Source organism: Sneathiella sp., from assembly GCF_002694385.1.
Classification (GTDB): domain Bacteria; phylum Pseudomonadota; class Alphaproteobacteria; order Sneathiellales; family Sneathiellaceae; genus Sneathiella.
On record NZ_NZMB01000021.1, the window covers coordinates 112,843 to 136,162 of the forward strand.

The 23,320-nt window shown below is 60.1% G+C and carries 21 protein-coding genes and 2 pseudogenes; 9 read left to right on the forward strand and 14 right to left on the reverse strand.

Features of this window, described 5'->3' with window-relative positions; all coding sequences use genetic code 11:
• Positions 1 to 394: 394 nt before the first annotated feature.
• The 3 genes from CMN55_RS14555 to CMN55_RS14565 all read right to left on the reverse strand — a co-directional run bounded on the left by CMN55_RS14555 (position 395) and on the right by CMN55_RS14565 (position 3,482).
• On the reverse strand, positions 395 to 1,285 hold the full coding sequence (locus CMN55_RS14555; protein ID WP_293950575.1) for a LysR family transcriptional regulator: 891 nt from the start codon (positions 1,283 to 1,285) through the stop codon (positions 395 to 397).
• Between the two features lie 50 nt (positions 1,286 to 1,335).
• Positions 1,336 to 2,304 (reverse strand): thioredoxin-disulfide reductase, encoded by a 969-nt coding sequence (trxB, locus tag CMN55_RS14560; RefSeq protein ID WP_293950577.1) that lies wholly within the window; start codon positions 2,302 to 2,304, stop codon positions 1,336 to 1,338.
• A 113-nt stretch (positions 2,305 to 2,417) separates the two neighbouring features.
• Positions 2,418 to 3,482 (reverse strand): mitochondrial fission ELM1 family protein, encoded by a 1,065-nt coding sequence (locus CMN55_RS14565; RefSeq protein ID WP_293950579.1) that lies wholly within the window; start codon positions 3,480 to 3,482, stop codon positions 2,418 to 2,420.
• A gap of 76 nt (positions 3,483 to 3,558) precedes the next feature.
• Between CMN55_RS14565 and CMN55_RS14570 the strand changes: the two genes are divergently transcribed.
• From CMN55_RS14570 to CMN55_RS14580, 3 genes and pseudogenes are all read left to right on the forward strand, one after another.
• Positions 3,559 to 4,056 (forward strand): Lrp/AsnC family transcriptional regulator, encoded by a 498-nt coding sequence (locus CMN55_RS14570; RefSeq protein WP_293950581.1) that lies wholly within the window; start codon positions 3,559 to 3,561, stop codon positions 4,054 to 4,056.
• 59 nt (positions 4,057 to 4,115) lie between these two features.
• Positions 4,116 to 5,742, forward strand: a pseudogene (locus CMN55_RS14575) (acyl-CoA synthetase).
• An 81-nt stretch (positions 5,743 to 5,823) separates the two neighbouring features.
• Positions 5,824 to 6,096, forward strand: a complete 273-nt coding sequence (locus tag CMN55_RS14580; RefSeq protein ID WP_366932080.1) for a histidine kinase — start codon at positions 5,824 to 5,826, stop codon at positions 6,094 to 6,096.
• Positions 6,097 to 6,557: 461 nt separating this feature from the next.
• Here CMN55_RS14580 and CMN55_RS14585 read toward each other — a convergent pair whose 3' ends face one another.
• Entirely contained in the window at positions 6,558 to 6,740 is a 183-nt protein-coding gene (locus CMN55_RS14585) for a DUF1192 domain-containing protein (protein WP_293950587.1), read from the reverse strand.
• A 114-nt stretch (positions 6,741 to 6,854) separates the two neighbouring features.
• Here CMN55_RS14585 and CMN55_RS14590 point away from each other — a divergent pair, with 114 nt between their 5' ends.
• The 4 genes and pseudogenes from CMN55_RS14590 to CMN55_RS14605 all read left to right on the forward strand — a co-directional run bounded on the left by CMN55_RS14590 (position 6,855) and on the right by CMN55_RS14605 (position 10,745).
• On the forward strand, positions 6,855 to 7,853 hold the full coding sequence (locus CMN55_RS14590; protein ID WP_293950589.1) for an NAD(P)H-quinone oxidoreductase: 999 nt from the start codon (positions 6,855 to 6,857) through the stop codon (positions 7,851 to 7,853).
• A gap of 91 nt (positions 7,854 to 7,944) precedes the next feature.
• Positions 7,945 to 8,421: pseudogene (locus CMN55_RS14595) on the forward strand (DUF1013 domain-containing protein); the annotation flags it as partial.
• Positions 8,422 to 8,442: 21 nt separating this feature from the next.
• On the forward strand, positions 8,443 to 8,715 hold the full coding sequence (locus CMN55_RS14600; RefSeq protein WP_293950593.1) for a hypothetical protein: 273 nt from the start codon (positions 8,443 to 8,445) through the stop codon (positions 8,713 to 8,715).
• 125 nt (positions 8,716 to 8,840) lie between these two features.
• Complete coding sequence (locus tag CMN55_RS14605; protein WP_293950595.1) at positions 8,841 to 10,745, forward strand: propionyl-CoA synthetase; 1,905 nt, start codon at positions 8,841 to 8,843, stop codon at positions 10,743 to 10,745.
• Positions 10,746 to 10,775: 30 nt separating this feature from the next.
• Here CMN55_RS14605 and CMN55_RS14610 read toward each other — a convergent pair whose 3' ends face one another.
• Positions 10,776 to 11,264 (reverse strand): hypothetical protein, encoded by a 489-nt coding sequence (locus CMN55_RS14610; protein WP_293950597.1) that lies wholly within the window; start codon positions 11,262 to 11,264, stop codon positions 10,776 to 10,778.
• A 48-nt stretch (positions 11,265 to 11,312) separates the two neighbouring features.
• Entirely contained in the window at positions 11,313 to 11,798 is a 486-nt protein-coding gene (locus tag CMN55_RS14615; protein ID WP_293950599.1) for a response regulator, read from the reverse strand.
• A 151-nt stretch (positions 11,799 to 11,949) separates the two neighbouring features.
• Between CMN55_RS14615 and CMN55_RS14620 the strand changes: the two genes are divergently transcribed.
• Complete coding sequence (locus CMN55_RS14620; RefSeq protein WP_293950601.1) at positions 11,950 to 12,339, forward strand: cupin domain-containing protein; 390 nt, start codon at positions 11,950 to 11,952, stop codon at positions 12,337 to 12,339.
• Positions 12,340 to 12,354: 15 nt separating this feature from the next.
• Here the strand turns inward: CMN55_RS14620 and CMN55_RS14625 are convergent, their stop codons facing one another.
• The 8 genes from CMN55_RS14625 to CMN55_RS14660 all read right to left on the reverse strand — a co-directional run bounded on the left by CMN55_RS14625 (position 12,355) and on the right by CMN55_RS14660 (position 21,014).
• Positions 12,355 to 13,077, reverse strand: coding sequence for an ABC transporter ATP-binding protein (locus CMN55_RS14625; RefSeq protein ID WP_293950603.1), 723 nt, complete (start codon positions 13,075 to 13,077; stop codon positions 12,355 to 12,357).
• Complete coding sequence (locus tag CMN55_RS14630) at positions 13,074 to 13,826, reverse strand: ABC transporter ATP-binding protein (protein WP_366932087.1); 753 nt, start codon at positions 13,824 to 13,826, stop codon at positions 13,074 to 13,076. Before CMN55_RS14630 ends, CMN55_RS14625 begins: the two co-directional genes overlap by 4 nt.
• Positions 13,827 to 13,843: 17 nt before the next feature.
• On the reverse strand, positions 13,844 to 14,779 hold the full coding sequence (locus CMN55_RS14635; protein WP_293950607.1) for a branched-chain amino acid ABC transporter permease: 936 nt from the start codon (positions 14,777 to 14,779) through the stop codon (positions 13,844 to 13,846).
• Positions 14,766 to 15,650 carry a branched-chain amino acid ABC transporter permease gene (locus CMN55_RS14640; RefSeq protein ID WP_293950609.1) on the reverse strand — a complete coding sequence of 295 codons (885 nt, stop codon included), beginning with the start codon at positions 15,648 to 15,650 and terminating at the stop codon, positions 14,766 to 14,768. The genes CMN55_RS14635 and CMN55_RS14640 overlap by 14 nt, the downstream gene beginning before the upstream one ends.
• 84 nt (positions 15,651 to 15,734) lie before the next feature.
• The gene (locus tag CMN55_RS14645) at positions 15,735 to 16,928 is read right to left on the reverse strand and encodes an ABC transporter substrate-binding protein (RefSeq protein ID WP_293950611.1); all 1,194 of its coding nucleotides are present in this window, start codon (positions 16,926 to 16,928) and stop codon (positions 15,735 to 15,737) included.
• Positions 16,929 to 17,003: 75 nt separating this feature from the next.
• Positions 17,004 to 17,795, reverse strand: coding sequence for an SDR family NAD(P)-dependent oxidoreductase (locus tag CMN55_RS14650; protein ID WP_293950613.1), 792 nt, complete (start codon positions 17,793 to 17,795; stop codon positions 17,004 to 17,006).
• Complete coding sequence (locus CMN55_RS14655; RefSeq protein WP_293950615.1) at positions 17,795 to 19,345, reverse strand: class I adenylate-forming enzyme family protein; 1,551 nt, start codon at positions 19,343 to 19,345, stop codon at positions 17,795 to 17,797. The genes CMN55_RS14650 and CMN55_RS14655 overlap by 1 nt, the downstream gene beginning before the upstream one ends.
• A gap of 352 nt (positions 19,346 to 19,697) precedes the next feature.
• Complete coding sequence (locus tag CMN55_RS14660; protein ID WP_293950617.1) at positions 19,698 to 21,014, reverse strand: TetR/AcrR family transcriptional regulator; 1,317 nt, start codon at positions 21,012 to 21,014, stop codon at positions 19,698 to 19,700.
• An 885-nt stretch (positions 21,015 to 21,899) separates the two neighbouring features.
• Here CMN55_RS14660 and CMN55_RS14665 point away from each other — a divergent pair.
• Positions 21,900 to 23,312: a phenylacetate--CoA ligase family protein gene (locus tag CMN55_RS14665; protein ID WP_293950619.1), complete on the forward strand. Its 1,413-nt coding sequence runs from the start codon at positions 21,900 to 21,902 to the stop codon at positions 23,310 to 23,312.
• Positions 23,313 to 23,320: the final 8 nt, after the last annotated feature.

Sequence of the window (23,320 nt, forward strand, 5' to 3'; positions counted from 1 at the left end):
TCGCAACATCCATGTTCAATAGATAGCCAATCCAAGAGCGGTTTGCCACCGATAATATTGCAGTGCACCTATGCAAATAACGCATGGCTCAAAAATCCTGACGTTTCACCCTGTGAATGGCAATTCATATTCTGCTTATAAAACCGCAGAAAAAAAGGCCGGCCTCAATAAAGAGGCCGGCTAGTCTAACAGGGAGGTAATATGTCAATAGACATAAATTGCATAATCAGGGAGGAGATTGTGCAATTTCATCAAGACCAGGGGATCTTGATGGAGCGGGATGTTGCGTCGCAACATCGCTCGCCCCGTTTGTATTAAATTGGCCGCTTCGGGGAAAGAGCAAACTTCTCAACCCTCATATGCGCACCCTGCATGGCTGTGCCGCCAGGAAGGCTCAGAAGGCGTATTCGGCGACCTTGCGGATGAGAAAGTCGCGGAAAATGGTGACGCGCTTGGATTTGCGCAGCTCTTCCGGATAGACAAAGTAGGAATCGAACGTCGGCCCGCCGAGTTCCGGCAGGATGCGGATCACATTGGTATGGCCATGCACGATATAATCGGGCAGGCTGGCGATCCCGAGGCCGCTTTGCACCGCCAGCAGCAGGCCATAGACGTTGTTAACCTTGAACACCGGTTCCTTCACCCGGCCATGCTTGGTCAGCTCCCGCAGCAGCCAGTTGACATTGGAAAGATTGGTCGGCGCCTCGTCCCCATAGGTGATCAGGCTGCTTTCCAGGACGTCCTCGACCTGGGTGGGGGTGCCATTCTTCTTCAGATATTCGGGCGAGGCATAGACATGATGGTTGACCGTCATCAGCTTGCGCTGGATCAAATCCGGCTGTTGCGGCGCGCGCATGCGGATGGCGATATCCGCTTCGCGCATGCCAAGGTCCAGTTCCCGATCGGCGAGGATCAGATTGACGGTGATTTCAGGATACAGCTCGATAAATTCCCGGATGCGCGGCGTCAGCCAGTTGGCGCCAAGGCCGACCGTCGCCGTCACGCGCAGCTCGCCGGACGGTTTCTCATGGGCGTCCATCAACTGCGCCTCGGTCATCGCCAGCTTGGCAAACACCTCATGGGCGGTATGGAACAGCAGCTCCCCCTGCTCGGTCAGCAACAGGCCCCGCGCATGGCGGTGAAACAGCGACACTTTCAGGCTTTCCTCAAGCGCGCTGATCTGGCGGCTGATGGCCGACTGGCTGAGATGCAGGGTTTCACCGGCCCGCGTAAAGCTTCCGGCTTCAGCTACCGCATGAAATATACGTAACTTGTCCCAATCCATTTACATTTGCGGCGACGCCCCGGATCACTCCGGCTTGCCGCCCTGCCTCCCTATTCGGCGGCTTCCGCCGATGCGTTTTCATTTTCTGCAATGAATTTCTCGGCTTCAAGGGCCGCCATGCAACCGGTTCCCGCGGCTGTCACCGCCTGCCGGTAGATTTTGTCCTGCACATCGCCGCAGGCGAAGATGCCCGGAATATTCGTCGCCGTGGAATCGGGCGCGGTGATCAGATAGCCTTCCGCGTCCATGTCCAGCTTATCCTTGAACAGCCCGGTATTCGGGGTATGGCCGATGGCGACGAAGACGCCATGCACGGGAATGTCGCTGACGGTGCCCGTCTTGACATTGCGCAGCCGCGCGGCGGTGACGCCGAAGGGGTCTTGCTCCCCCAGGATTTCGTCCAGCACGCTGTCCCAGATAATCTCGATCTTCGGGTTTTTCATCAGCCGGTTGACGAGGATCTTCTCGGCGCGCAGTTCATCCCGGCGATGGACGAGGGTGACCTTGTCCGCGTGGTTGGTGAGATAAAGCGCCTCTTCCACGGCGGTGTTGCCGCCGCCGATGACCATGACATCCTTGCCGCGATAGAAAAACCCGTCGCAGGTGGCGCAGGCCGAGACGCCGAAGCCCATGAATTTCTGCTCCGATGGCAGGCCGAGCCAGCGGGCGGCCGCGCCGGTGGCGATGATGATCGACGCGGCAATGTATTTCGCGCCGGAATCGCCCGTCGCCACAAAGGGGCGCTGGCTGACATCCAGATCAACGATATAGTCATTGATAATCTGCGTGCCGACATTGCGGGCCTGGGCTTCCATCTGCTCCATCAGCCACGGGCCCTGGATCGGGTCGGCAAAACCGGGGTAATTCTCCACATCCGTCGTGATGGTGAGCTGTCCGCCCGGTTGCAGGCCATGCACCATGATCGGATCAAGGGAAGCGCGCGCCGCATAGATGGCCGCTGTCGCCCCTGCGGGACCGGAGCCGATGATGAGAACTTCTGTATGATGCACGTCCGCCATGGGAAACTCCGGGTAGAAGGCCGATTAATCGCAGTATAGGGTTATTTATAACGTGCAGCGCGGCCATGCAAGGGGCGGGTGACGCTTTGCCGCGGTTGCGAGGGCGGGCAGGGTCAGCCGCCCCTTGTGCGGGCGGCAATAATGTCCGCGACTTCGGCGGCAATCCGGCGGGTTTCCTGCAATGGCGGGTAGGACCATGTCTCCAGTTTGCCGCGGAACGGGCGGGTATAGCCCTTATCCTGCATACTTTTATGGAAATAATTGAATTTTCTGTTGCCGCCGGGAAGCTCAAATATATGGACTGGCTTGCCGAGAGTACAGGCCTCGCACACCATATTGACCGAATCTGCCGTTACGATCAGCGCATCGGCAAGGGCGAGATAGCCGAAGTAGGGATTCGCCCCGTCGCCGGTCCAGAGTTGATGGGGAAGCCCGGCAAGATAGGCCTCAAGGATTGCTTCATTTTCTGCCCCCGTCCGCCGCGAGGTGGTGACGAGAAAGCTGCATCCGGCCTCTTCATGCAGGGATTTGAGGCGGGCCGCGAGGTCGCGGATGACATCGGCATTCATGTCGTAGCAGCGATTGCTGCCGCCAACCAGGACCGCGACCAGCGGACGGGGCAGATCGGCCACGGCGTCGGCGAATTTCTCCCCCTCGACTTGCAGCCGTTCGGGCGTGACGCGGCCGAGAGAGCCGAGACTGACCAGCACATTGGGGCCGCGCAGCCGGTCATGCTCCGGCACGATCACAATGTCGAATTCGGATGCCTTGCAGTTAGGCGTCTGGATGTGGATGGTGACTGTTTTCTCGCCATTTGCCTTTTTTATGGCCAGACTCATGGGGATCGCCTGCCGGCCGCAGGTGATCAGCACGTCCGGCCAGGGCGGGGTCAGCAGGTCGCCACTCGCATCGAGCCGGTGCAGCGGATTGAGCCAGAGCTGAGGCGGCAGCCAGCGCCAGGGGCGCGTTGTGACGATGCGCTTGACGGTAAAATCAAGATCCAGCGCCTCCGCGAGGCCGATACACTGGTTTTCCATGCCCGCGCTGCCATCGGTGACGATCCAGCAGGATTGCCGGTTATGTCCGCTTGTCCCATCCATGATGCTGGCATAGGCCGCGGGTCCGCCGCCGGTCAAGCGATTTGTCGGGCGCACGTAATTTTCATGAAGCTCTGGCATGGTTTCTGCGTCTATGATCTTGGCGTGGGGCAATCTTTGTAATAATATTGCGCGCAAATGATAGTTGGAGGACATAATGCAACGCGTAAAGCTTGATGAAATCGATCGCCGAATCCTGCATGACTTGCAGGAAGACGGGCGCATCACCAATGTTGAGCTGGCGAAAAACGCCGGTATTTCGGCGCCTCCCTGTCTGCGGCGGGTGCGCGCCCTTGAGGAGGCGGGCTATATCGAAGGATATCACGCCCGCCTTAACCCCGAGCATCTGGGCTTCGGCGTCACCATCTTCGCCCTTGTCGGGCTGCAAAGCCAGGCGGAGATTGACCTGTCGGCCTTTGAAAATCTGGTGAACACCTGGCCGCTGGTGCGGGAATGCTACATGCTGGCGGGGGAGAATGACTTCATCCTCAAGGTGGTGGCGAAGGACTGGGACACCTATCAGCATTTTCTGACGCACAAGCTCACGGCGGCGCCGAATGTGGCGCATGTTAAAACCTCGCTCGGCATTCGTGTCTCGAAGTTTCTGCCGGGCGTGCCGGTCGATCTAGGGGACCGGCCGCAGGGCGGGGGCTGATCGCTCCGCGTCCTCTTATCTTATCACGGAACCGACAATGAGTATTGGGAGAGACTCACTTGGCATCACATCCATATGATACCGGCCTTGACAAAAACCCGGCCAATTATGAACCGCTCTCGCCGCTGACCTTTCTGTCGCGCTCGGCGGCAGTATATCCGGACAAGACGGCCATTATCCATGGCGACCTCCGCTACACTTACGGGGAATTTTACGCCCGTGCCCGCCGTCTGGCGAGTGCGCTTGTCCGGCGGGGGATCGGGAAGGGCGATACGGTCGCCATGATGGCCCCCAACATCCCGGCGGTGCTGGAGGCGCATTTCGGTGTGCCCATGACCGGCGCGGTTCTGAATGCGCTGAACACCCGGCTGGATGCCCCGGCGCTTGCCTTCATCCTCGATCACGGGGAGTGCAAACTGCTGCTGACGGACCGGGAGTTTTCTCCTCTGATCCGGGAGGCGCTGGCCCTTGCGAAGGTCAAACCGATCGTCATCGACATTGACGACGCCCTTGCCGAAAGCGGCGAGTTAATCGGCGAGATGGAGTATGAAGCCTTTCTGGAGGGCGGCGATCCGGATTATGACTGGTCCGGCCCCGCCGATGAGTGGCAGGCGATATCGCTCAACTATACCTCCGGCACGACGGGTGATCCGAAGGGGGTGGTCTATCATCACCGGGGCGCCTATCTGGCGGCCATGGGCAACGCGGTGTCCTGGAGCCTGCCGAAGCATCCGGTCTATCTCTGGACCCTGCCGATGTTTCACTGCAACGGCTGGTGCTTTCCCTGGACCCTGACGGCGGTCGGCGGGACGCATGTCTGCCTGCGNAAGGTGGAGGCGGGCGCCATCTACCGTGAGATGGAACGCTGTCAGGTCGATCANATGTGCGGCGCGCCGATCATCCTNTCCATGCTGATCAACGCNNCNGCNGNGGANAAGGCNAANGCGCCNAAAGGCATCAAATTCATGGTCGCCGCCGCGCCNCCGCCCGCCGCCGTGCTGGCGGAGATGGANGCCATGGGCTTCGAGGTGACCCATGTCTATGGCCTGACGGAGACTTATGGTCCGGCGGTGCTGTGTGACTGGAATGCGGATTGGGACGACCAGCCGATTGAAGACCGGGCGGCGCTCAAGGCGCGGCAGGGCGTACGCTATCACGCGCTGGCCGGTCTCGATGTGATGGACCCCAAAAGCATGACTCCCGTCCCCCGTGACGGCACGACGATGGGGGAGGTGATGCTGCGCGGCAATCTGGTGATGAAGGGCTATCTGAAGAATTCGAAAACCACCGGCGCGTCCTTCCAGGACGGCTGGTTCCATTCCGGCGATCTCGGTGTTGTGCATGAGGATGGCTATCTGGANCTGCGCGACCGNTCCAAGGATATCATCATCTCGGGCGGGGANAATATCTCGACCATCGANGTGGAAGGCGTNCTTTATAANCATCCGGCCGTGCTGGAGGCGGCGGTGGTGGCGCGTCCCGATGACAAATGGGGCGAGACACCCTGCGCCTTNGTCACCCTGCGCGAGNGGCGGCGAGGCGAGCGAGGCGGAGATTATCGCTTTCTGCCGGGACAATATGGCGCATTTCAAATGCCCGAAAACCGTTGTCTTTGCGGAATTGCCGAAAACCTCCACGGGCAAGGTGCAGAAATTCGTCCTGCGGGAGCGGGCGAAGTCACTTTGAAGCGGCCCGGCGCGGGTTATCGGAAAATTAACCAGGAATATGGGATAGTGTCCGCCAATTCCGTCTCAGGAGGGCAAGACTGTGACCCATTATTTGGTAACCGAAGAAAATCCGGCCGGGAAAAAGCTGGAAGAAGTTCTGTCCATGGTGCGCAAGGATATTCTGGAGCGCTGCACGCTGATCACCGATGATCCGCGGCCCGAGGCGCGTTCAGTCCTTGCCAACAACATGCGTATTCTCAATCTGCTGACGGACGCCATTCTGCTGGCGGAGGACAGCACGAGTATTCTCGACAAGGCGTTCGGCCCCAGCCAGGCGGGCAAGGGCGGCCCGCCGCGCATCGGCCATCTCTGACGTCCCAAACGGATCACGGTGCTGGAGGAAAGCGCAGGCGAGAGCCGCCATGTGCATCGCAAGTAATTGATATCAGCTACAATTGATTGAGGGGGCTGCCATGACGGCGCCCCCTCTTTTTTTGCCTCAACCTGTCAGACTTGCTTCTGATGGAGCAAATTAAAACGCTGATTTCAAAATTTAGTCAAGGGGGTTTGTGACAATTTTATGGATATTGCATCTATCGGTGCGGGCGCGTAAAAAAAAGAGCCGCCTGTAAAAGGCGGCTCAAGTCAACAGGGAGGCGTCATAAAGACTGGAATAAAGCTTCCGGTCTCANNCAGCCCGATCAGGACTGCGATNACCAGATTAACCATAATTTCTTAAATTACAATTAACGCATATAAATATTTTTCGATTTTTCCGATTTTTTCTCATACTGTGATTCGCGGAACACAGTTTGGCGGCAAGTGCGCGGGAATTCAGCTTTTGAAGAAACCGGCCGCCGCATCCTGGGCGGTTTTTTTCTTCGCGATCATGGCTTTCACTCTCTCGATCTCGGCGGTGAGGGCGGTGATATGCTCTTCCAGCTCATCAATGGACATGCTGTCGAAATTCAATCCGCGGGCGGAGAGAGCGGGGCGGTCGTCATCATCGCTTGTCATTGTCGTATTCCTCAATATGCTATGCCACTAACCGTACAACAATAGTCAAATACGCCCGGATTGTCCCGCCCTTAGGCGAAAGATGTGACAGTCCGCACAAGTCTGGAGAATGCAATGACGAGCCTGCCCAAAACGATGACGGCAATCGAAATCAAGGAGTTTGGCGGACCGGAGGCGCTGGTCCCCGGTACGCGCCCCNTGCCGGAGCCNGGCCATGACGAGGTGCTGATCAAGGTCGCNGCCGCCGGGGTCAATCGCCCGGATGTGTTGCAGCGCATGGGCGGNTATGCGCCGCCGCCGGGCGCNTCCGACATTCCGGGGCTGGAAATTTCCGGCACCGTNGTCGCAACGGGGGCGGGCGTCACGCGCTACAAGGCGGGCGATCAGCTCTGCGCCCTTGTCGCGGGCGGTGGCTATGCCGAATATTGCGTCGCGCCGGAGGCTCAATGCCTGGATATCCCGGCCGGGTTCGATCTTGTCCAGGCGGCGGCGCTGCCGGAGACTTTCTTTACCGTCTGGACCAATGTGTTCGACCGCGGTCGCCTGGAGGGCGGGGAGAGTTTCCTCGTCCATGGCGGGGCGAGCGGCATCGGCACAACGGCCATCCAGCTTGGCAAGGCGTTCGGCGCGCGCGTTTTCGCTACGGCCTCCACCGATGAGAAATGCCGCGCCATCGAGAAACTCGGCGCCGAGCGGGGCATCAATTACAAGACCGAGGATTTTGTCGAGGTGGCGAAGGAGCTGACCGGCGGCAAGGGGGTTAATCTCATCCTCGACATGGTGGGTGGTGATTATATCCAGCGCAACATCTCCGCCCTGGCGGTGGAAGGGCGGCTTGTCTATATCGCCTTTCTCGGCGGCCCCAAGGCGACGGTCAATTTCAGCGCCATGATGCTGAAGCGGCTGACCATCACCGGATCGACCCTGCGCCCGCAATCGGTGCAGGCAAAAGCAGAGATTGGCGAGCGGTTGAAGGCGAAGGTCTGGCCGCTCTTGTCCGCCGGAACGGTGAAGCCGGTCATCGACAGCGTTTTCCCGCTCGAAAAAGCGGCCGATGCGCACCGCCGTATTGATGATTCCGGCCATATCGGGAAAATTGTTTTGCAGGTTTAGGTGTAGACTTCGGGCCCTTTTTTCGCCATATACATACGAGAAGCAGTTCCAGGCCCTGATCCGCGCGGATCGGGTCGTTAAAGGAGATTATATGGTTACGCCATTATTGCCAAAGGCGACGGCCGTTTGGCTGATTGACAACACGTCTTTGTCATTTGAACAGATCGCTGCGTTTTGCGGGTTGCATACGCTTGAGGTGCAGGGTATCGCGGATGGCGAGGTTGCGGTCGGGATCGTCGGGCTGGACCCGCTCGCCAATGGCCAGCTGACGCAGGAAGAAATTGACCGCTGTCAGGCAGACCCGTCCGGGCGTCTGAAAATCAGCAAGCCGACCGCCGATGTGCCGCAGCCGCGCCGCCGGGGTGGCCGCTATACGCCGGTGTCCCGCCGGGGGGATCGGCCGGACGCCATTTCATGGCTGCTGAAATTCCATCCCGAGCTGACGGATGCGCAGATTTCCAAGCTGGTCGGCACCACCAAGACGACGATCAACTCGGTCCGCGAGCGCAGCCACTGGAATGCGCAGAATATCCGCCCGCGCGATCCGGTCAGCCTTGGCATCTGCACCTAGCTTGAACTGGACGAAGCCGTGCAGAAATCCGCGCATCGCCGCAAGGACGAGGATCATGAGAAGCTGATGGAGGAAGTGGCGGCAGCCGTGGCGGCCGAAGCGGCGGCCGTTCCGCTCACGCCCTATGAGCTGAAAAAGCAGCAGGCGCAGAAAGACGACGCCTTTGATCACCGCGCCGAGGCGGAGGCCGTGTTCGGCAAGCCGGGCGCGCGCAAGTCGGAAGAAGAGATTGAAAAAGAAGCCGCCGCCAAACGGTTTGAAGAACTTTTCAAGCAGTCTTCGAAAGACTGAGCCGAAAACGGGACCAGAACCCGCGAATGCAGATTCGCGGGTTTTTTTGCGGCGGTTTCTGTTGACATCCTCTGGTCCGGATTGTTCATTTAGACCATAAGAATAACCACCCGGGAGACGGTCTCATGCCGAGCTATGAAGAGGATTATCAGCTATCACTGGAACAGCCGGAGGTCTTCTGGGCCCGCGCGGCGAAGGGGATAAGCTGGTCCAAACCCTGGGACCGGGTGCTCAATGCCGACAACCCGCCTTTCTATCGCTGGTTTGAAGGGGCGGAACTCAACACCTGCTACAACTGTCTGGACCGTCACGTGGAAGACGGGCGGGGCGATCAGGCGGCGCTGATTTACGACAGCCCGATGACGGGGCAGGTCAAAAGCTTCACCTATCGGGAATTTACCGATATCGTGGCCCGCTTCGCCGGGGCGCTGACGGCGCGCGGCATCAAGAAGGGCGACCGGGTGCTTATCTATATGCCGATGGTGCCGGAGGCGGCGGTGGCCATGCTGGCCTGCGCGCGGATTGGCGCGATACACAGCGTTGTCTTCGGCGGTTTCGCTCCGAAAGAGCTGGCGACGCGAATCGACGATGCGAAGCCGGTCGCCATCCTCGCCGCCTCCTGCGGGCTGGAGCCAGGCCGCACCATCGCCTACAAGCCGCTGATTGATGAAGCGATCAGGATGTCGACGCACAAGCCGGAGACGGTGGTCATCCTTCAGCGTCCTGAATGCCAGGCGCAAATGACGGCCGGGCGGGACTTCGACTGGCAGGAGATTGCAGCGGCGGCCGACCCGGTGCCCTGCGTGCCCGTGGCGGCGACCGATCCACTTTATATCCTTTACACCTCCGGCACGACCGGGGTGCCGAAGGGCGTGGTGCGCGACAATGGCGGCCATGCGGTGGCGCTGCGCTGGTCCATGAAATATGTCTATAACGTTGATCCCGGCGATGTCTTCTGGGCCGCGTCCGATGTCGGCTGGGTGGTTGGCCATTCCTATATCGTCTATGCGCCGCTGCTGCAGGGCTGCACGACCATCCTTTATGAGGGCAAGCCGGTTGGAACGCCGGATGCGGGTGCTTTCTGGCGGGTGATCCAGGATCACAAGGTAAAAGCCCTGTTCACGGCGCCGACGGCGTTCCGCGCCATCCGCCAGCAGGATCCGGACGGCAAGTTCATCGGCAAATATGATTTCCGCAACTTCGACACCCTGTTCCTCGCTGGTGAGCGGGCCGATCCCGACACCATCATCTGGGCGCAGGATCAGCTAAAAGTCCCGGTCATTGATCACTGGTGGCAGACGGAAACCGGCTGGTCGATCGGTGCCAACTGCATGGGCTACGGCATGAAGCCGGTCAAGCTCGGCAGTCCCACCTTCGCGGTGCCGGGCTATGATATCCGCGTCATTAATGAGGCCGACGGACGGCGCGAGGTGGCGCGCGGCGAGATTGGCGCCATTGCGGTGAAGCTGCCGCTGCCGCCCGGCTCGCTGCCGACGCTGTGGGAGAATGATGCCGGTTATATCAAATCCTATATGGCCGATATTCCGGGCTACTACAAAACCGGTGACGCGGGCTATATCGACGAGGAGGGGTATCTCTTCATCATGGCGCGCACGGACGATATCATCAATGTCGCGGGGCACCGGCTGTCCACCGGCGGGATGGAGGAAGTGCTGGCCGGGCATCCGGATGTGGCGGAATGCGCCGTTATCGGCATTCATGATGCGCTGAAAGGGCAGGTGCCGGTCGGCTTCGTCGTGCTGAACGCCGGGGTTAATCGCCCGCCGACGGAAATCGAGAAAGAGCTGGTTGCGCTGGTTCGTGAGAAGATCGGCCCGGTTGCCGCCTTCAAGGTCGCGCTGGTCGTGAAACGGCTGCCGAAGACCCGCTCGGGCAAGATTTTACGCGCCGTGATGCGGAAAATCGCCGATGGGGAGACGTATAACGCTCCGGCCACCATTGATGATCCGGCCGTCCTGACGGAAATCACCGAAATTCTGGCGGCGGCGGGCTATCCGTCGGGGAAATGAGCCCCGCCTGCGCCCGCCCGCGCGGGGATTTCAGCGTTTAGCGGTCGTGGCCGAGGCCAGGGCGGCTATGATCGGGGCGGCCTTCGGGTCGCTCTCATTCTTGATGCGGAATTTCAGAACATAGCTCAGCAGATCGAGGTTGACCCGGATCAGCGGCAGGTTGAGTGCCGAGACATCCTTCGTCTTGTGCGTCAGTTCGCAGAAGCTCGCGCCGATGGTGCCCATGATGGGATAGTCAAACGAGCCGCCCATGCCCTTCAGGTCATGCCCCTGCTTGAAAATCTCGGCCTGCGCCTCCGCGCCGCCGTCACCTTTTTCCAGCTTGCCGATCATCCGCTCGATGGTGTTGATCATCGGCGGGATCTCGGCCAGAAATTCCTCCGTCAGATGCGCCATGCGCACCGACATGCGTTTCTCGATCTCGGCGAGCGACAGCCCGCCCTCGCGCTTCACCTTGGCCTGTAACTTTGAAAAGGGATGATGGATTTCATATCCATCCATTTTGTCAATTCGGGTCATCTGTTCTGGCCATTCCTGAATATGGAGATGAGGGTGGGTTTCTGCATCTTACTTCCGCCGTTCCATGCCTTCATAGCCGCGCATGGCCCGGCGCCTGTCCGGTCCGACGAAACCGGATGCCTTGATGAAAGGACGGGGGTTTTCCACCATCCACACCAGCCGGTCATGCAGGGAGCCGACGGAGACGGGCTTGGCGAGGAATTCCGTCGCCCCGGCGTCACGGGCGGCGAGCACGTCCGACATGTTGGTCTGCCCGGTGATCACCAGAACAGGGGTGTAGCGATCCACGCCATCTTCCGCCTGACGGATGCGGCGGATCAGGTCCAGCCCGTCGCACTGACGGAACAGCAGATCGGTGATCACAATATCCGGCGGTTCTTCCGCCATCATCTCAAGGCAGGTCTCCGTGTCATTACAGGCGCGAATGTTGACGATATTCATCGACAGCAGCAGGCTGCGCATAAACATCTGCATGCTTTTGTTGTCGTCAACAAACAGGACGCCAAGATTTTTGAAGTTATAAAATTCCGACATCTGACAGGTTTGATCTGGCCTTTAGGGTTGTTTGATCCGCTGTTTCGGTAAAACTAACGACTAAATCCTAATTTTCCTTAAACCATAAAGACCGTCGCGCTAGACTGGCAAAAACAGCGACTGCCGGGCGGTTCCGGCAAGGGGAGGGACGATGCCGAAAGCCATTGATATCAAATCCGTGCTGGAGGGGCTGACGCCGCTCCGGGGGCGGGGGGGAGAGACCACGGAAGCGGAGGCCGCGGCCGCCTTCGCGACCCTTGAAACATTCGGCAACGGAGCGGTGTTCACCGGCAGCTTCGATGGCATGAGCGAGTGGGAGCGGCATCAGGGCGGCGACGAGCTGGTGCATATCCTGGAGGGGGAGACGGAACTGACCATCCTGACGGATGCGCACAGCCGGGAAGTGCTGACTCTGAAAGGCGGGATGCTGACCGTGGTGCCGCAAGGCTGCTGGCACCGCTTCAACGCGCCCTCGGGCGTGACGGTGCTGACGGTGACGCCGCAGCCGACGGATCATTCCACGGCGGAGGATCCGCGCTGACGCGGCGGCACGCTGTCAGAGGCCGAGATACGCCTCCCGCACCTTGTCGTTTTCGATGAGTTCCTGGCCCTTGCCGGTCAGGGTGATCTGGCCGTTTTCGAGAACATAGGCCTGATCGGCGAGTTCAAGGGCCATATGCGCATTCTGTTCCACCAGCAGGATATCCACGCCATTGCGGGAAATGGTCTGGATGATATTGCCGATCGTCTCCACAATGGTCGGCGCCAGTCCGATGGAGGGTTCATCGAGCATGAGAAGCCTCGGCGATGCCATCAGCGCGCGCCCGACCGCGAGCATCTGCTGCTGCCCGCCGCTTAAGGAATTCGCGGGCATGTTCAGGCGGTTCGTCAGGACCGGGAAATAGCTGAGAACGGTTTCCAGATCCTTCTCGATGGCCGCCTTGTCCGTCCGCACATAGGCGCCGGACATCAGGTTATCGCGAATGCTCATCGTCGGAAACAACCGCCGTCCCTCCGGGACGAGGGTAAGGCCCTTGGCGACGGTCTCGGCCGGGCTGAGGCCGGTGATATCATCGCCCTGAAAGGTGATCTTTCCCTTCGCCGGGGTCAGCAGGCCCGCAACCGCCTTCATCAGCGTCGTTTTACCGGCGCCGTTCGCGCCGATAATCGTCGTGATCTGGCCCTGTTTGACCGACAGGCTCACCCCTTCAAGGGCAGGCACTCCGCCATAGCTGACATAGAGGTCGTTGATGGATAAAATGTCATTCGATTGGGTCATTTTTTATGTCCAAGATAGGCTTCAATGACAAGCTCGTTCCGGCTGACTTCTTCCGGGGTCCCCTCGGCCAGCAGCCGCCCGTGATTGAGCACCAGAATCCGGTCGCAAATGCGCATGACGGCCCGCATGTTATGCTCCACCAGCAGGATGGTGATGCCGAGCTTGCTGCGGATCATTTCAAACAGATCGAGGGCGGCGGCAACCTCCACCCCCTGAAGCCCGGTGAGGGGCTCGTCCAGGCACAGCACCTTCGGTTCGGCGGCCAGGGCGATGGCGATGCTCAGCATCCGCTGCAAGCCGTGCGGCAGGCTACCCGCCGTCACCTCCAGATAATTCTCAAGGCCCGTCAGCTTCGCCATTTCGCGCATTTTTTCCCGGCGCGCCGCGGCATTTTTCAAACGGTGCGTCGTCGCGATGATGATATTGTCCGCGACCGACATTTCGCTGAGCAAGCTGTCATGCTGGAAGGTCCGGATCAGCCCTTTGCGGCTGATATAGGTGGCGCTTTTGCCGGTAATATTTTCATCCAGATAGAAAAGCTTCCCCGAGGTCGGCGGCATGAAGCCGCTGATCAGGTTGAAGGTGGTGCTTTTCCCGGCGCCATTGGGGCCGATGAGGCCGAGTATTTCGCCCTCCTTAAGGTCGAAGCTGAAATCCGCAACGGCCGTCAGGCCGCCGAAGCGGCGTTCAAGCTGCTCGGCTTTTAACAGAATTTTTCCCACGTTTTCCCCGGCTGTTGAAGACGGCATGATTGTTTCGCTACTGGTCAATGCGGGTCCCTCCTCGTGGTTGAGCGGCCTCTGAAACGGTCGCCAAGTCCGATGATCCCGCCGGGCATGAGGAGCAGCACGCCGATGATGATGGCGCCATAGAAGATATTCTCATACGGTCCGAAGCTGTGCAGCCATTGTCCGACCAGCGTCAGGATTGTCGCGCCGATGATGGGCCCGGCAATATGGCCTTCGCCGCCGATCTTGACATAGGCGAGGGCGAGAACCGCGACAAAGAAGGTGAAGTCGGCGGGCGCGATGACGCTGTTGGTATAGGAATGGACGCCGCCCGCAAGACCCACCGCCGTGGAGGCGATGACGAAACAGAGAATTTTGAGGCCGATCACATTCAGCCCGACGGAGCGGGGAATATCCTCATTATTCTGGATGGCCTTGAATATCCGCCCGAGATTGGAGCGTTCCGCCGCATAGAGGGCGAACAGGATCGCCGCCAGAATGGTTACGGCGATGGCCGGATAGTAATCATTCAGCGCCATCGGCGGATACATGCCGATCATGCCGGAGTTGCCGCCGAGAAATTCCGACTTCGTATAGAACAGCCGGACAATCTCGGTAAAGGCAAAGGAGATCAGCAGGAAGTAGGGCCCCTTGGTCCGGAGGGTGACCCAGCCGAACAGCGCGCTGATAAGCCCCGCCATGACCGGCGCGGCCAGCAGCGAAATGACAAAGGGCCACTCGAATATAGTGGCGGCGACCGCCGTCGTATAGGCGCCGATGCCGAAGAAGGCGGCGGTCGCGATATTCAGCTCGCCGATCAGCAGCACGAAACGCAGCGTGACCGCCAGCACCGCATTGGCAAACACCCAGATGACCACCTGCACATAGTAAGGATCGCCGCTAAACAGGGCAAAACCGATTGCGGCAAGGGCGATGAGAATGCAAAGGGCGAGCCCCGGATTACTTTTCAGCATGACCCAAAATCCCCTGTGGACGGACAATAAGCAGAACAATGACCAGCACAAACATGGCGAGCGTGGCCGTGGACGGGTCGAAATAATAACCGCCGAAGCTTTCAATCAGGGCAATCAGCAGCCCGCCGATAATGGCGCCGACCACACTGCCGAGCCCGCCGATAATGATGATGATGAAGGCCTTGACGAGAAAGTCATCGCCGATCACGGTGGTCACCGGTGTCACCGTCGCCATCAGGGCGCCGGCGCAGGCGGCCAGCGTCGCGCCAATGAGAAAGCCGTAGAGCGCCACCCGGCGGAACGGAATGCCCTGCAGCATCGCCGCCTCCTGATCCTCAGCGACGGCGCGCAGGCTGAGGCCGAGCTTCGTGCGGTGGACGAGAATATAAAGACCCAGCGTAATAACGGCCGCGACGATCATCAGCAAAAGCCGCTGCAACGTCAGGCTGGCGCCGAGAAAGGTGACCACGCCCGGAACAACGGTGGGAATGGAGCGCGGCACGCCGCCATAGAGGATCAGATAGGTGCCGTTCAGCAGCAGCAGCAGCCCGATCGACAGGATGAAGGAGCCGTTGAGATCCTTCAGGAAATGCTGAAAGCCGAAGATATAGACGATGAAACCGATCAGGCAGACCACCGCAAGCGCCAGGAAAAACGCCAGGATGTAGGACAGCCAGATGGACAGGCCCATCGTGCCGACGCCCCAGATCATCACCGAGGAGACAATCAGCGCCGCCGCGGTGAAAAAGGTCCCATGGGCAAAATTGACGATTTTCATGACGCCGAAAATCAGCGTCAGCCCGAGCGCAAACAGCACATAAACAGAGCCGATCTGCAGCGTATTCATAAGTAGCTGTACTTGTAGTTCCATCGCTTTGGTCCGGTCGTTACGGGGCCAGAGTGAGGAGACGCCAGCTTTTGAAATCTGGCTGGCGTCTCCGTTTTCCAGTCGGAATTACTTAAGGCGTTCCTTAAGCTCTTCCGGGGCAACGCGCCCGACTTCCACGGCTTTGCCGTCCTTGACCTGCGTGATCATGACCGGGATCAGGATCTGCTGCGGCGAGCCATAGACATCCTTGCCGCCAAAGGCCGCCGGGCCATAGGAAGATTCAAAGATGATTGTCGGCAGGGTTTCCGCGACCTTTTTCGGGTCGATGCTGTCCGCCGTTTCAATCGCCTTCTTCAGCGCCATCACCGCATCATAGCTTGAAATGGTGATGGCGTTCAGGGATTCGCCGACTTCTTTTACGGCGCCTTCATTCAGCGTGCGCTGGGCTTCGCTGGCGGAATCGCCCTGGAAGTCAGCCGACGCGCCGAGATAGGTGCCTTCCGCAGCCTGGCCCGCCATCTGGCTCAGCGTTCCGGCCGAGGTTCCGGGGGCGACAACCTTGATACCGTCCCAGCCGAGCACGTCCAGCGCCTTCATGATGGAGCCGACATCCGCAGGGGGAGAGGCGCCAAAGTCAACGGCATCGGGGTTGCTGTTGGCGATTTTCGTCGCGATGGACTGGAATTCGGTCGTACCACGTTCATAGCGGTCCGTGGAAACCACTTCCACATCCAGGCTGTTCCAGGTTTCAATCGCCACCGGCTCGACTTCCTGACCGGTCGCATCATTGGGGGTGATCATCGCGACCGTTTTGAGATCGGGATGCTGACCCTTGATGTAGCCGAAGAACGGGCCGAGGATTTCAAACGGGGTGTTCATCTGCGTGAAGGTCAGCGGATAGTCCGGTCCCTTGATGCTCTTGCCCCAGCCCGTGTTGAACAGCAGCACGCCCTGACGCTCGGAAAGGGCCTGTGTTGCGCGCACGGGGGCCGTGCCGATGCTGCCGACGATGAATTTGATATTTTCGCGGTTCAGCATGGTCTGCGCGGTCTTGGCGCCTTCGGCCGCGTTGTATTTATTGTCATAGGCATGCAGCTCCAGCATATAGGTCTTGCCACCCGCCTTGATGCCGCCTTCGGAATTGACCTTTTCAACGGCCTGCTTCGCGGCATATTCAAAGCCGAGACCCCAGGCCGCCGCCGCGCCCGACATCGGCGCCGACAGGCCGACCTTGAGGGTCTCGTCGGCGAGAGCCGTCTGTGCACTGAACAGGGCCAGCAACGCCCCGCCCGTAATGCCGATAATCTTCTTCATAGACATGATATTCTCCCTTGTTTTGGTTTCTGGTGCTCTGGTTTTTTTATTGTTTTTTACTGATGTAATGCGCCCCTGATATTACAGGTTCGCCGGTATCCCCCCCGAAACAGGCAGCGACACGCCTGTAATGAAATCTGAATCCGGGCCGACAAGAAAACTGACGGCGGCGGCAATATCTTCCGGGCGGCCCAGCCGTTTCAGCAGCGACCGCTCGGTATAGTCCGCGACCAGATTCGGGGCGGCATTGTTGATGACGGAGGTCTGAATCAGCCCCGGCACGATGCAGTTGACCCGCACAGAGGGGGCGAGTTCGATTGCCAGCGAACGGCTGAGGGACGAGACCGCGGCCTTCGCCGCCGCATATTCCGGCTGATCGCCGTCGCCCGCGAAGGTGACGGAGGAAATATTGACAATCGCGCCTTTCTTTTGCGCGATCATGCCCGGCGCCGTCGCCTGCACCATCCAGAACAGCGGTTTCAGGTTAAGCTCGAACGTGGTGTCGAAGCGTTCCTCGCTCATCCCCAGAATGGGGGTCACCAGCTCGCCGCCGCGGATGCCGCCCACGACATTGACCAGAATGGAGACCGGTCCGAGGGCCCTCACAATCTCGGCGATGGCGGCGTTGGTTTCCTGCTCATCCGTGGCGTTGGCCCGCGCGGTGTAGATTTTGGCGTCCGGATGGCGGGCCTGGATATCGTCGGCAACGGCAGTGACGCGCCGTCCCGAAATGTCAATCAGGCCGACAGACGCGCCGTCCGCCGCCAGCCGTTCGGCAATCGCGGCGCCCATCGGGCCGCCCGCGCCGCTGACCAGCGCGACGGCACCCGCCAGCGGATGGGCGCGATTTGCGGCGGATTTTTCTTGTGTCATTATTGAACCTCTTTCAATTTTCCCTGGCCTTCTGTGTGCCAGTCCCGAAGGGTGCGCTTCAAAATCTTGTTGGACGGGCCGAGCGGCATTTCGTCAACGGTGTAGACGCGGCGCGGCGATTTGTAGGCGGAAAGATTCTTGCGGCAATAGGCAATGATTTCCGCCGCATCCAGCGTGTGCCCGGCGTGCGGAATGACGACGGCCACGGGAATTTCGCTCTTGTCCTTGTCCGGCAGGCCGATGACGGCGCAGATGCGGATATCGGGATGCTGATACAGCAGATCCTCGACCTCCAGCGGATAAATATTGTAGCCGCCGGAGATGATGACATCCTTTTTCCGGTCGACAATAAACAGATAGCCGTCGTCATCGAGATAGCCAAGATCGCCGCTGAGCCAGCCGTCAGGGGTGAAGCTGGCGGCCGTGGTCTCCGCATCGCCCCAGTAGCCCGCGCCGATGGTGTCGCCGGAAATGCGCACTTCGCCAATCTCGCCGCGCGGCAGTTCCACGCCGTCGTCATTGACAATGCTGATGCGGGAGCCGCCAATCGGCACCCCGGCGGAGCCGCGCTTGCGCACGCCAAACTGGGGTTCGCCCGTCACATAGCCGGTGCTTTCCGTCGCGCCATAGATTTGCAAGAGCGGCACGCCCATCTTCTCCTCGAACTGCTGCATGACATTCGGCGCGACCGGCGATCCGCCCGTCACGCAGGTTTTCAGCGAGGAAAGATCATGCTTTTCGGGATCGAAATCGCGCAGCAGATACAGGAACATGGTCGGCGATCCGGCGAGATAGGTCACCTTCTCGCGGGTGATCGTCTCCAGCACGGCCTCGGTATCCCAGCGTTCCATCTGGATCATTTTCGCGCCGGAAAAGATCGCCCCGTTCATCATGCAGGTGGCGCCGAAATTGTTGAACAGCGGCAGCGCGCAGAGGAAGACTTCCTTGCCCCACAGCAGCCCGCCATGCACCGCCATGTCGCGCAGCGTCGTATACTGGCTGAGCTGCGTCTGCGTTGCGCCCTTGGGCTCCCCCGTGGTGCCGGAGGTGAAAAACAGCGCGACGATATCGTCGGCCTTGAAATCCGGGGTCGGGCAGCTCGTGTCGGCGGCGGCAATCAGGGCGTCCACATCAATGGCGCCGTCCGCCGCGCCGCCGGTGACAAAGATCGTTTCCAGCTTGCCGGTGATCTCCCGCACCTCACGGGCGTAGGGCAGGGTCTCGGCATTGGTCAGGATCATTTTCATGTCCGTGCGCGTCACGGTGGCTTTCACCTCATGCACGCGGTTCATGCCGCTGATGGGATTGGCGATGGCGCCGATTTTCTGGCACGCCCAGTAGCCGACGGCCATTTCCGGGCAGCTTGGCAGATACAGCCCGATCACGTCGCCGGCCCTGGCGCCCTTCGCCTTGAACACATTGGCAAGCTGCGCGACTTTCGCGTCAAACTCCGCAAAGGTCAGCGTCCGCCCTTCGAAGCGGATGAAAATCTGGTTCCCAACAAGGCGCGACGTATTTTCCAGACATTGCGCCAACGACGTAACTGTCACTTAACAATCCTCCCGTTTATCCCGATATTGACGCATCAGGAAGCGCTTATTTTTTGGTTAGTCTATGCACAAGGGCAAAGGTCAGTCAATGCTTTTGAACATTTGTTAGTTTTTTTGCCGGAAGGTCGCAAAGGGTGACCTATCTTCCCGTTTGACAAGGCGTTTTGGGGATTTGGCCTGGTCTCTGACCCCCGCGCGATAATGGGAATGACGGCATTACGCGTATTCCGTTTGTTCTCTTGGGCGGCGCTTCGATTTCCCGCGCCCGGGTGAGGACGGGCGGCGGGTATTGGCGGCGACGGCGAGGGCGCAAGGGCGGCGGTGGAACCGGCGGCGGATGAGAGGGGGCGGCTTACGCGTCCGCCGTTTCGTCCCGCGCGATGCCGTTCAGCAGCAGGGTCTGTTGCAGGGCGATCATTTCCGGAAGGGTGTAGAAGCCCTCCGCGCCGCCCTTTTCCGGATCGAACCATTCGACGGTCCAGTTCAGCGCGCCGATCAGGAACAGCCGCAGGGGGACGACCTTGAAATCGCTGCGGATGACGTGCTTGCCTTGCGCATTTTTCAGGCAGTGGTCCCAGGCGGCGGCGTATTTCTGCCGAACCGGCCGATGCCGCTCGCGGATCTCCTGCGGCAGTTGCCCATACATGCGGATATTGGCGGAGGTGAATTCGCTGCGCGCGAACAGCACCCGCATATGCGCATTGATGGCGGCGGCGAGCTGCGCCCCGGTGTCGCCATAGCGCGCCTGATCATAGAGGATCTGCGACACCCCGTCGGCCATTTCGCGCAATCCCCGGTCAAGGACCTCATCGAGCAGGTTTTCCTTGGAGGTGAAATGATAATAGATGCTGCCCGCCTCCATCTCTGCCTCGGCCGCGATGCGGCGCAATGTCGAGGCGCTGTAGCCATGGGCGCGCATCACCCGCGCGGCGGAAGAGAGGATATGCAGCCGCGTCTTCGCCACCTTGCTGTCCTCCTCCAGCAGCAGCGCCGCCTCGGGAAAGTCCAGATCCTCCGCCGGGAAGGGATGCTGGCTGGTCTTCACCAGCATGCCGTCGAGGATCAGCTTGGCCGCGCTTTCGGACAGCACGCTGACCGGATAATGCGAGGCGTTGAACCATTCCCCCATCCAGTTGAGCGCGCCGAGCAGGAAATGCCGCAGCGGCACAACGCGGATATCGGTGCGGATATCCCCCTCTCTAAGCGCCTTGGCGAGCAGGTCCTCCCACAGCCGCGCATAGCGCATGCGCAAGGGGCGGTGCCGCTCGCGCATATGCAGGGGCAGCATGGAGAAGTTGCGGATATTGGCGGAGGTGAAGTCATTCTTGCGCAGCAGATAGGCGAGATGGCAGCCGACCATCGCGCCAAAAGTCTCGCGAAAGCCGCAGCCCCGCGCCGCGCATTCCTCCCCCGCCGCCTGCACGGCGTCATGGAGCTGACGCAGGCCGAGGGTGAGAACCTCGTCGAAAATCTCTTCTTTCGAGGCGAAATGATAGTAGATGCTGCCCGCTTCGACCCCGGCGGCGTCGGCAATCCGGCGCAGGGTGGACGGGCCATAGCCGGACATCCGGAATTGTTTCGCCGCCGCCGACAAAATCGTAAAGTGGGTCCTGTCCGATTTCTTCGCCGCCGCCGCCGTGGGCAGCCGTATGTCCGGATTTACATTCATGGCTTTTAATTCCTTCTCGACGGTGGATTGTCAAGCGAGGTAATTCGAACATTTGTTTGAATTTAACAGGTAATCAGGCGGAATTCAATAATGACGGGTATGAAAAACCGCGAAAAGACGTGGCAGACGATAGGAAAGTGAGGCGAAACCGGCCGCCATCACCGCATCGGGCGTGGCAAAAGCTGATCTTTTGCGCCCTCGCGGGGCGCGGGCGCTTGGCGCGGCGTCCCTGTGAGACGATCCCCTAAGCCCCTTATATATATGCGAAAAAGTCGCAGGAGACGGCGTATTTATGCCGCAGATCGCGGGGCTTCCCGGCGGGCGGCCCCTGACTGGGGGAGACGGACCCCGCCGCCGCCGGTCTTCTGGCCGGGGAACGAACCGGGGCATGCGGAAAGTGCCCGTGATTCGGATGCGGCGGCGCGGCCGCGACGGCGGCGCCTGAATCTCTAGGCTGCGTTGTATTTACCCCCTGTTTTCCCGCCCGGAGGGGCGCGGCGACGGCAGGGATCCGCCCCTGCTTCGCGGGGCGGCTATTTGCCTTGTCATGCTTTCTAACGTAAGTTAGAATTTATTTATATCAGGGATCTGGCGACACGGAACACCGGGTAAGACGGGGTTCTGCGGTCCGGCGTCCGGGGCGCAGCGGGCATCCGCCAGAGGGGCGCACTTGTCCGGGAGGGGACGCGGCGTCCGTGGCCTGTAACGGGAAATTATCTGCGGCACGGCCGCAATCAGGGAGGTGACGGTCCGGCGCATCGGATTTTCAGGCAGAAACGACACAGACACTTCAATCCCGCCGCATGATCGAGACAGGGCATGGCCCGCTCCGTCAGGGCGTCGGGGACACTCAGCAACTCCAGCGATGCAAAAAAAGGAAAAATAATGTCTTCCAGGGAATATAATATGCAATACCGGCGCGCCGACGCCGCCAACAAAAAAGACGCCGCCTGCTGGCACCCCGTCGAGGTGATGCCGCTGGACGAGATTAAAAAGCTGCAGGAAGAGAAGCTGGTCCGGCAGATGGCCTATCTCAAGGAACGCTCCCCCTTTTACCAGAAGAAATTTGCCGACGCGGGGGTCTCGTTCGACGATATTCGCACGGTTGAGGATTTGCAGAAGCTGCCCTTCACCTATAAGACGGAAATCCGCGAAAGTCTCGGCGCAAAGCCGCCTTTCGGATTGCATCTGGCCGCCGACCGCAAGGATATTGTGCAGATGCAGGCCTCCTCGGGCACCACGGGCAGCCCGTCCTATGTCGCCCTGACGGAGAATGACGCGGAAATGTGGCATGAGATGAATGCGCGCAGTTTCTTCGCCGCCGGCATCCGGCCGGGCGATATGTCGCTGCATGCCTTCGCGATGGCCAAGGGCTTCGTCGGCGGCCTGCCGATTGCCCAGTCGATGCAGTATATGGGCGTTATCGATATCCCCATCGGCGCGGATGGCGGGGCGGACCGGCTGCTGCGCGCGGCGGCGGATTTGCGGCCCCGCGTCCTTGCTGGCGCGCCGAATTTTACCATGTATCTTGCGGAAAAGGCCCCGGAAATCGTCGGCGTTGAGGCCAGCAGCCTTGGCGTCGAGGTGGTCCTTGTCGGCGGGGAGCCGGGCGGCGGCATTCCGGCCATCCGCCAGAAAATCGAAAAGCTGTGGGGCGCGAAATGCTGTGAAATGCTCGGCGGCACCGATATCGCCGTCGCCTATTGGGGCGAATGCCAGGAACAGTCCGGCATGCATATGGTCGGCATGGATTACATCATCACCGAGCTGCTGGACCCGGCGACGGAGAAGGTCATTCCCTTCACCGATGGCGCGGAAGGGGAGCTTGTCTATACCGCCATCGGGCGGGAGGCGAACCCGCTGGTCCGCTTCCGCTCCGGCGATCATGTGGAGGTGCTGGGCACAACTTGCGCCTGCGGCCGGACGGGCCCGAAAGTCCGCTGCATCGGCCGCACGGATGACATGCTGATCATTCGCGGCGCGAATGTGTTCCCCTCCGCCATTCAAAGCGTCATCACCAATATGGTGCCGGAGACCAACGGCGTCATGCGCGTGCTGGCGGATTTTGAAGGCCATACCTCGCAGGGGGCGCTGAAAGTGATTGTCGAGCGGGGGCGGGACCGGCCCGCGGATCAGGACGCGGCGCTCAAAAAGTCGATCGAGACGCATTTGCACAACTCCCTCGCCTTCAGGGCCGATGTGCGCATCGTCGATGCCGATACGTTCGAGAAGCCGGGCGCGGTCAAGGTCGCGCTTACCCTGCGGGAATATCCGGACCTGCCGGATGCGCCGAAATGATCGCCATC

What these genes read in the sequence shown, in the direction of transcription:
- CMN55_RS14555 (WP_293950575.1), bottom strand. Translation starts at nt 1,285, where the DNA reads ATGGATTGGGACAAGTTACGTATATTTCATGCGGTAGCTGAAGCCGGA.
- trxB (WP_293950577.1), bottom strand. Translation starts at nt 2,304, where the DNA reads ATGGCGGACGTGCATCATACAGAAGTTCTCATCATCGGCTCCGGTCCC.
- CMN55_RS14565 (WP_293950579.1), bottom strand. Translation starts at nt 3,482, where the DNA reads ATGCCAGAGCTTCATGAAAATTACGTGCGCCCGACAAATCGCTTGACC.
- CMN55_RS14570 (WP_293950581.1), top strand. Translation starts at nt 3,559, where the DNA reads ATGCAACGCGTAAAGCTTGATGAAATCGATCGCCGAATCCTGCATGAC.
- CMN55_RS14585 (WP_293950587.1), bottom strand. Translation starts at nt 6,740, where the DNA reads ATGACAAGCGATGATGACGACCGCCCCGCTCTCTCCGCCCGCGGATTG.
- CMN55_RS14605 (WP_293950595.1), top strand. Translation starts at nt 8,841, where the DNA reads ATGCCGAGCTATGAAGAGGATTATCAGCTATCACTGGAACAGCCGGAG.
- CMN55_RS14610 (WP_293950597.1), bottom strand. Translation starts at nt 11,264, where the DNA reads ATGACCCGAATTGACAAAATGGATGGATATGAAATCCATCATCCCTTT.
- CMN55_RS14615 (WP_293950599.1), bottom strand. Translation starts at nt 11,798, where the DNA reads ATGTCGGAATTTTATAACTTCAAAAATCTTGGCGTCCTGTTTGTTGAC.
- CMN55_RS14620 (WP_293950601.1), top strand. Translation starts at nt 11,950, where the DNA reads ATGCCGAAAGCCATTGATATCAAATCCGTGCTGGAGGGGCTGACGCCG.
- CMN55_RS14625 (WP_293950603.1), bottom strand. Translation starts at nt 13,077, where the DNA reads ATGACCCAATCGAATGACATTTTATCCATCAACGACCTCTATGTCAGC.
- CMN55_RS14630 (WP_366932087.1), bottom strand. Translation starts at nt 13,826, where the DNA reads ATGCCGTCTTCAACAGCCGGGGAAAACGTGGGAAAAATTCTGTTAAAA.
- CMN55_RS14635 (WP_293950607.1), bottom strand. Translation starts at nt 14,779, where the DNA reads ATGCTGAAAAGTAATCCGGGGCTCGCCCTTTGCATTCTCATCGCCCTT.
- CMN55_RS14640 (WP_293950609.1), bottom strand. Translation starts at nt 15,650, where the DNA reads ATGGAACTACAAGTACAGCTACTTATGAATACGCTGCAGATCGGCTCT.
- CMN55_RS14645 (WP_293950611.1), bottom strand. Translation starts at nt 16,928, where the DNA reads ATGTCTATGAAGAAGATTATCGGCATTACGGGCGGGGCGTTGCTGGCC.
- CMN55_RS14650 (WP_293950613.1), bottom strand. Translation starts at nt 17,795, where the DNA reads ATGACACAAGAAAAATCCGCCGCAAATCGCGCCCATCCGCTGGCGGGT.
- CMN55_RS14660 (WP_293950617.1), bottom strand. Translation starts at nt 21,014, where the DNA reads ATGAATGTAAATCCGGACATACGGCTGCCCACGGCGGCGGCGGCGAAG.
- CMN55_RS14665 (WP_293950619.1), top strand. Translation starts at nt 21,900, where the DNA reads ATGTCTTCCAGGGAATATAATATGCAATACCGGCGCGCCGACGCCGCC.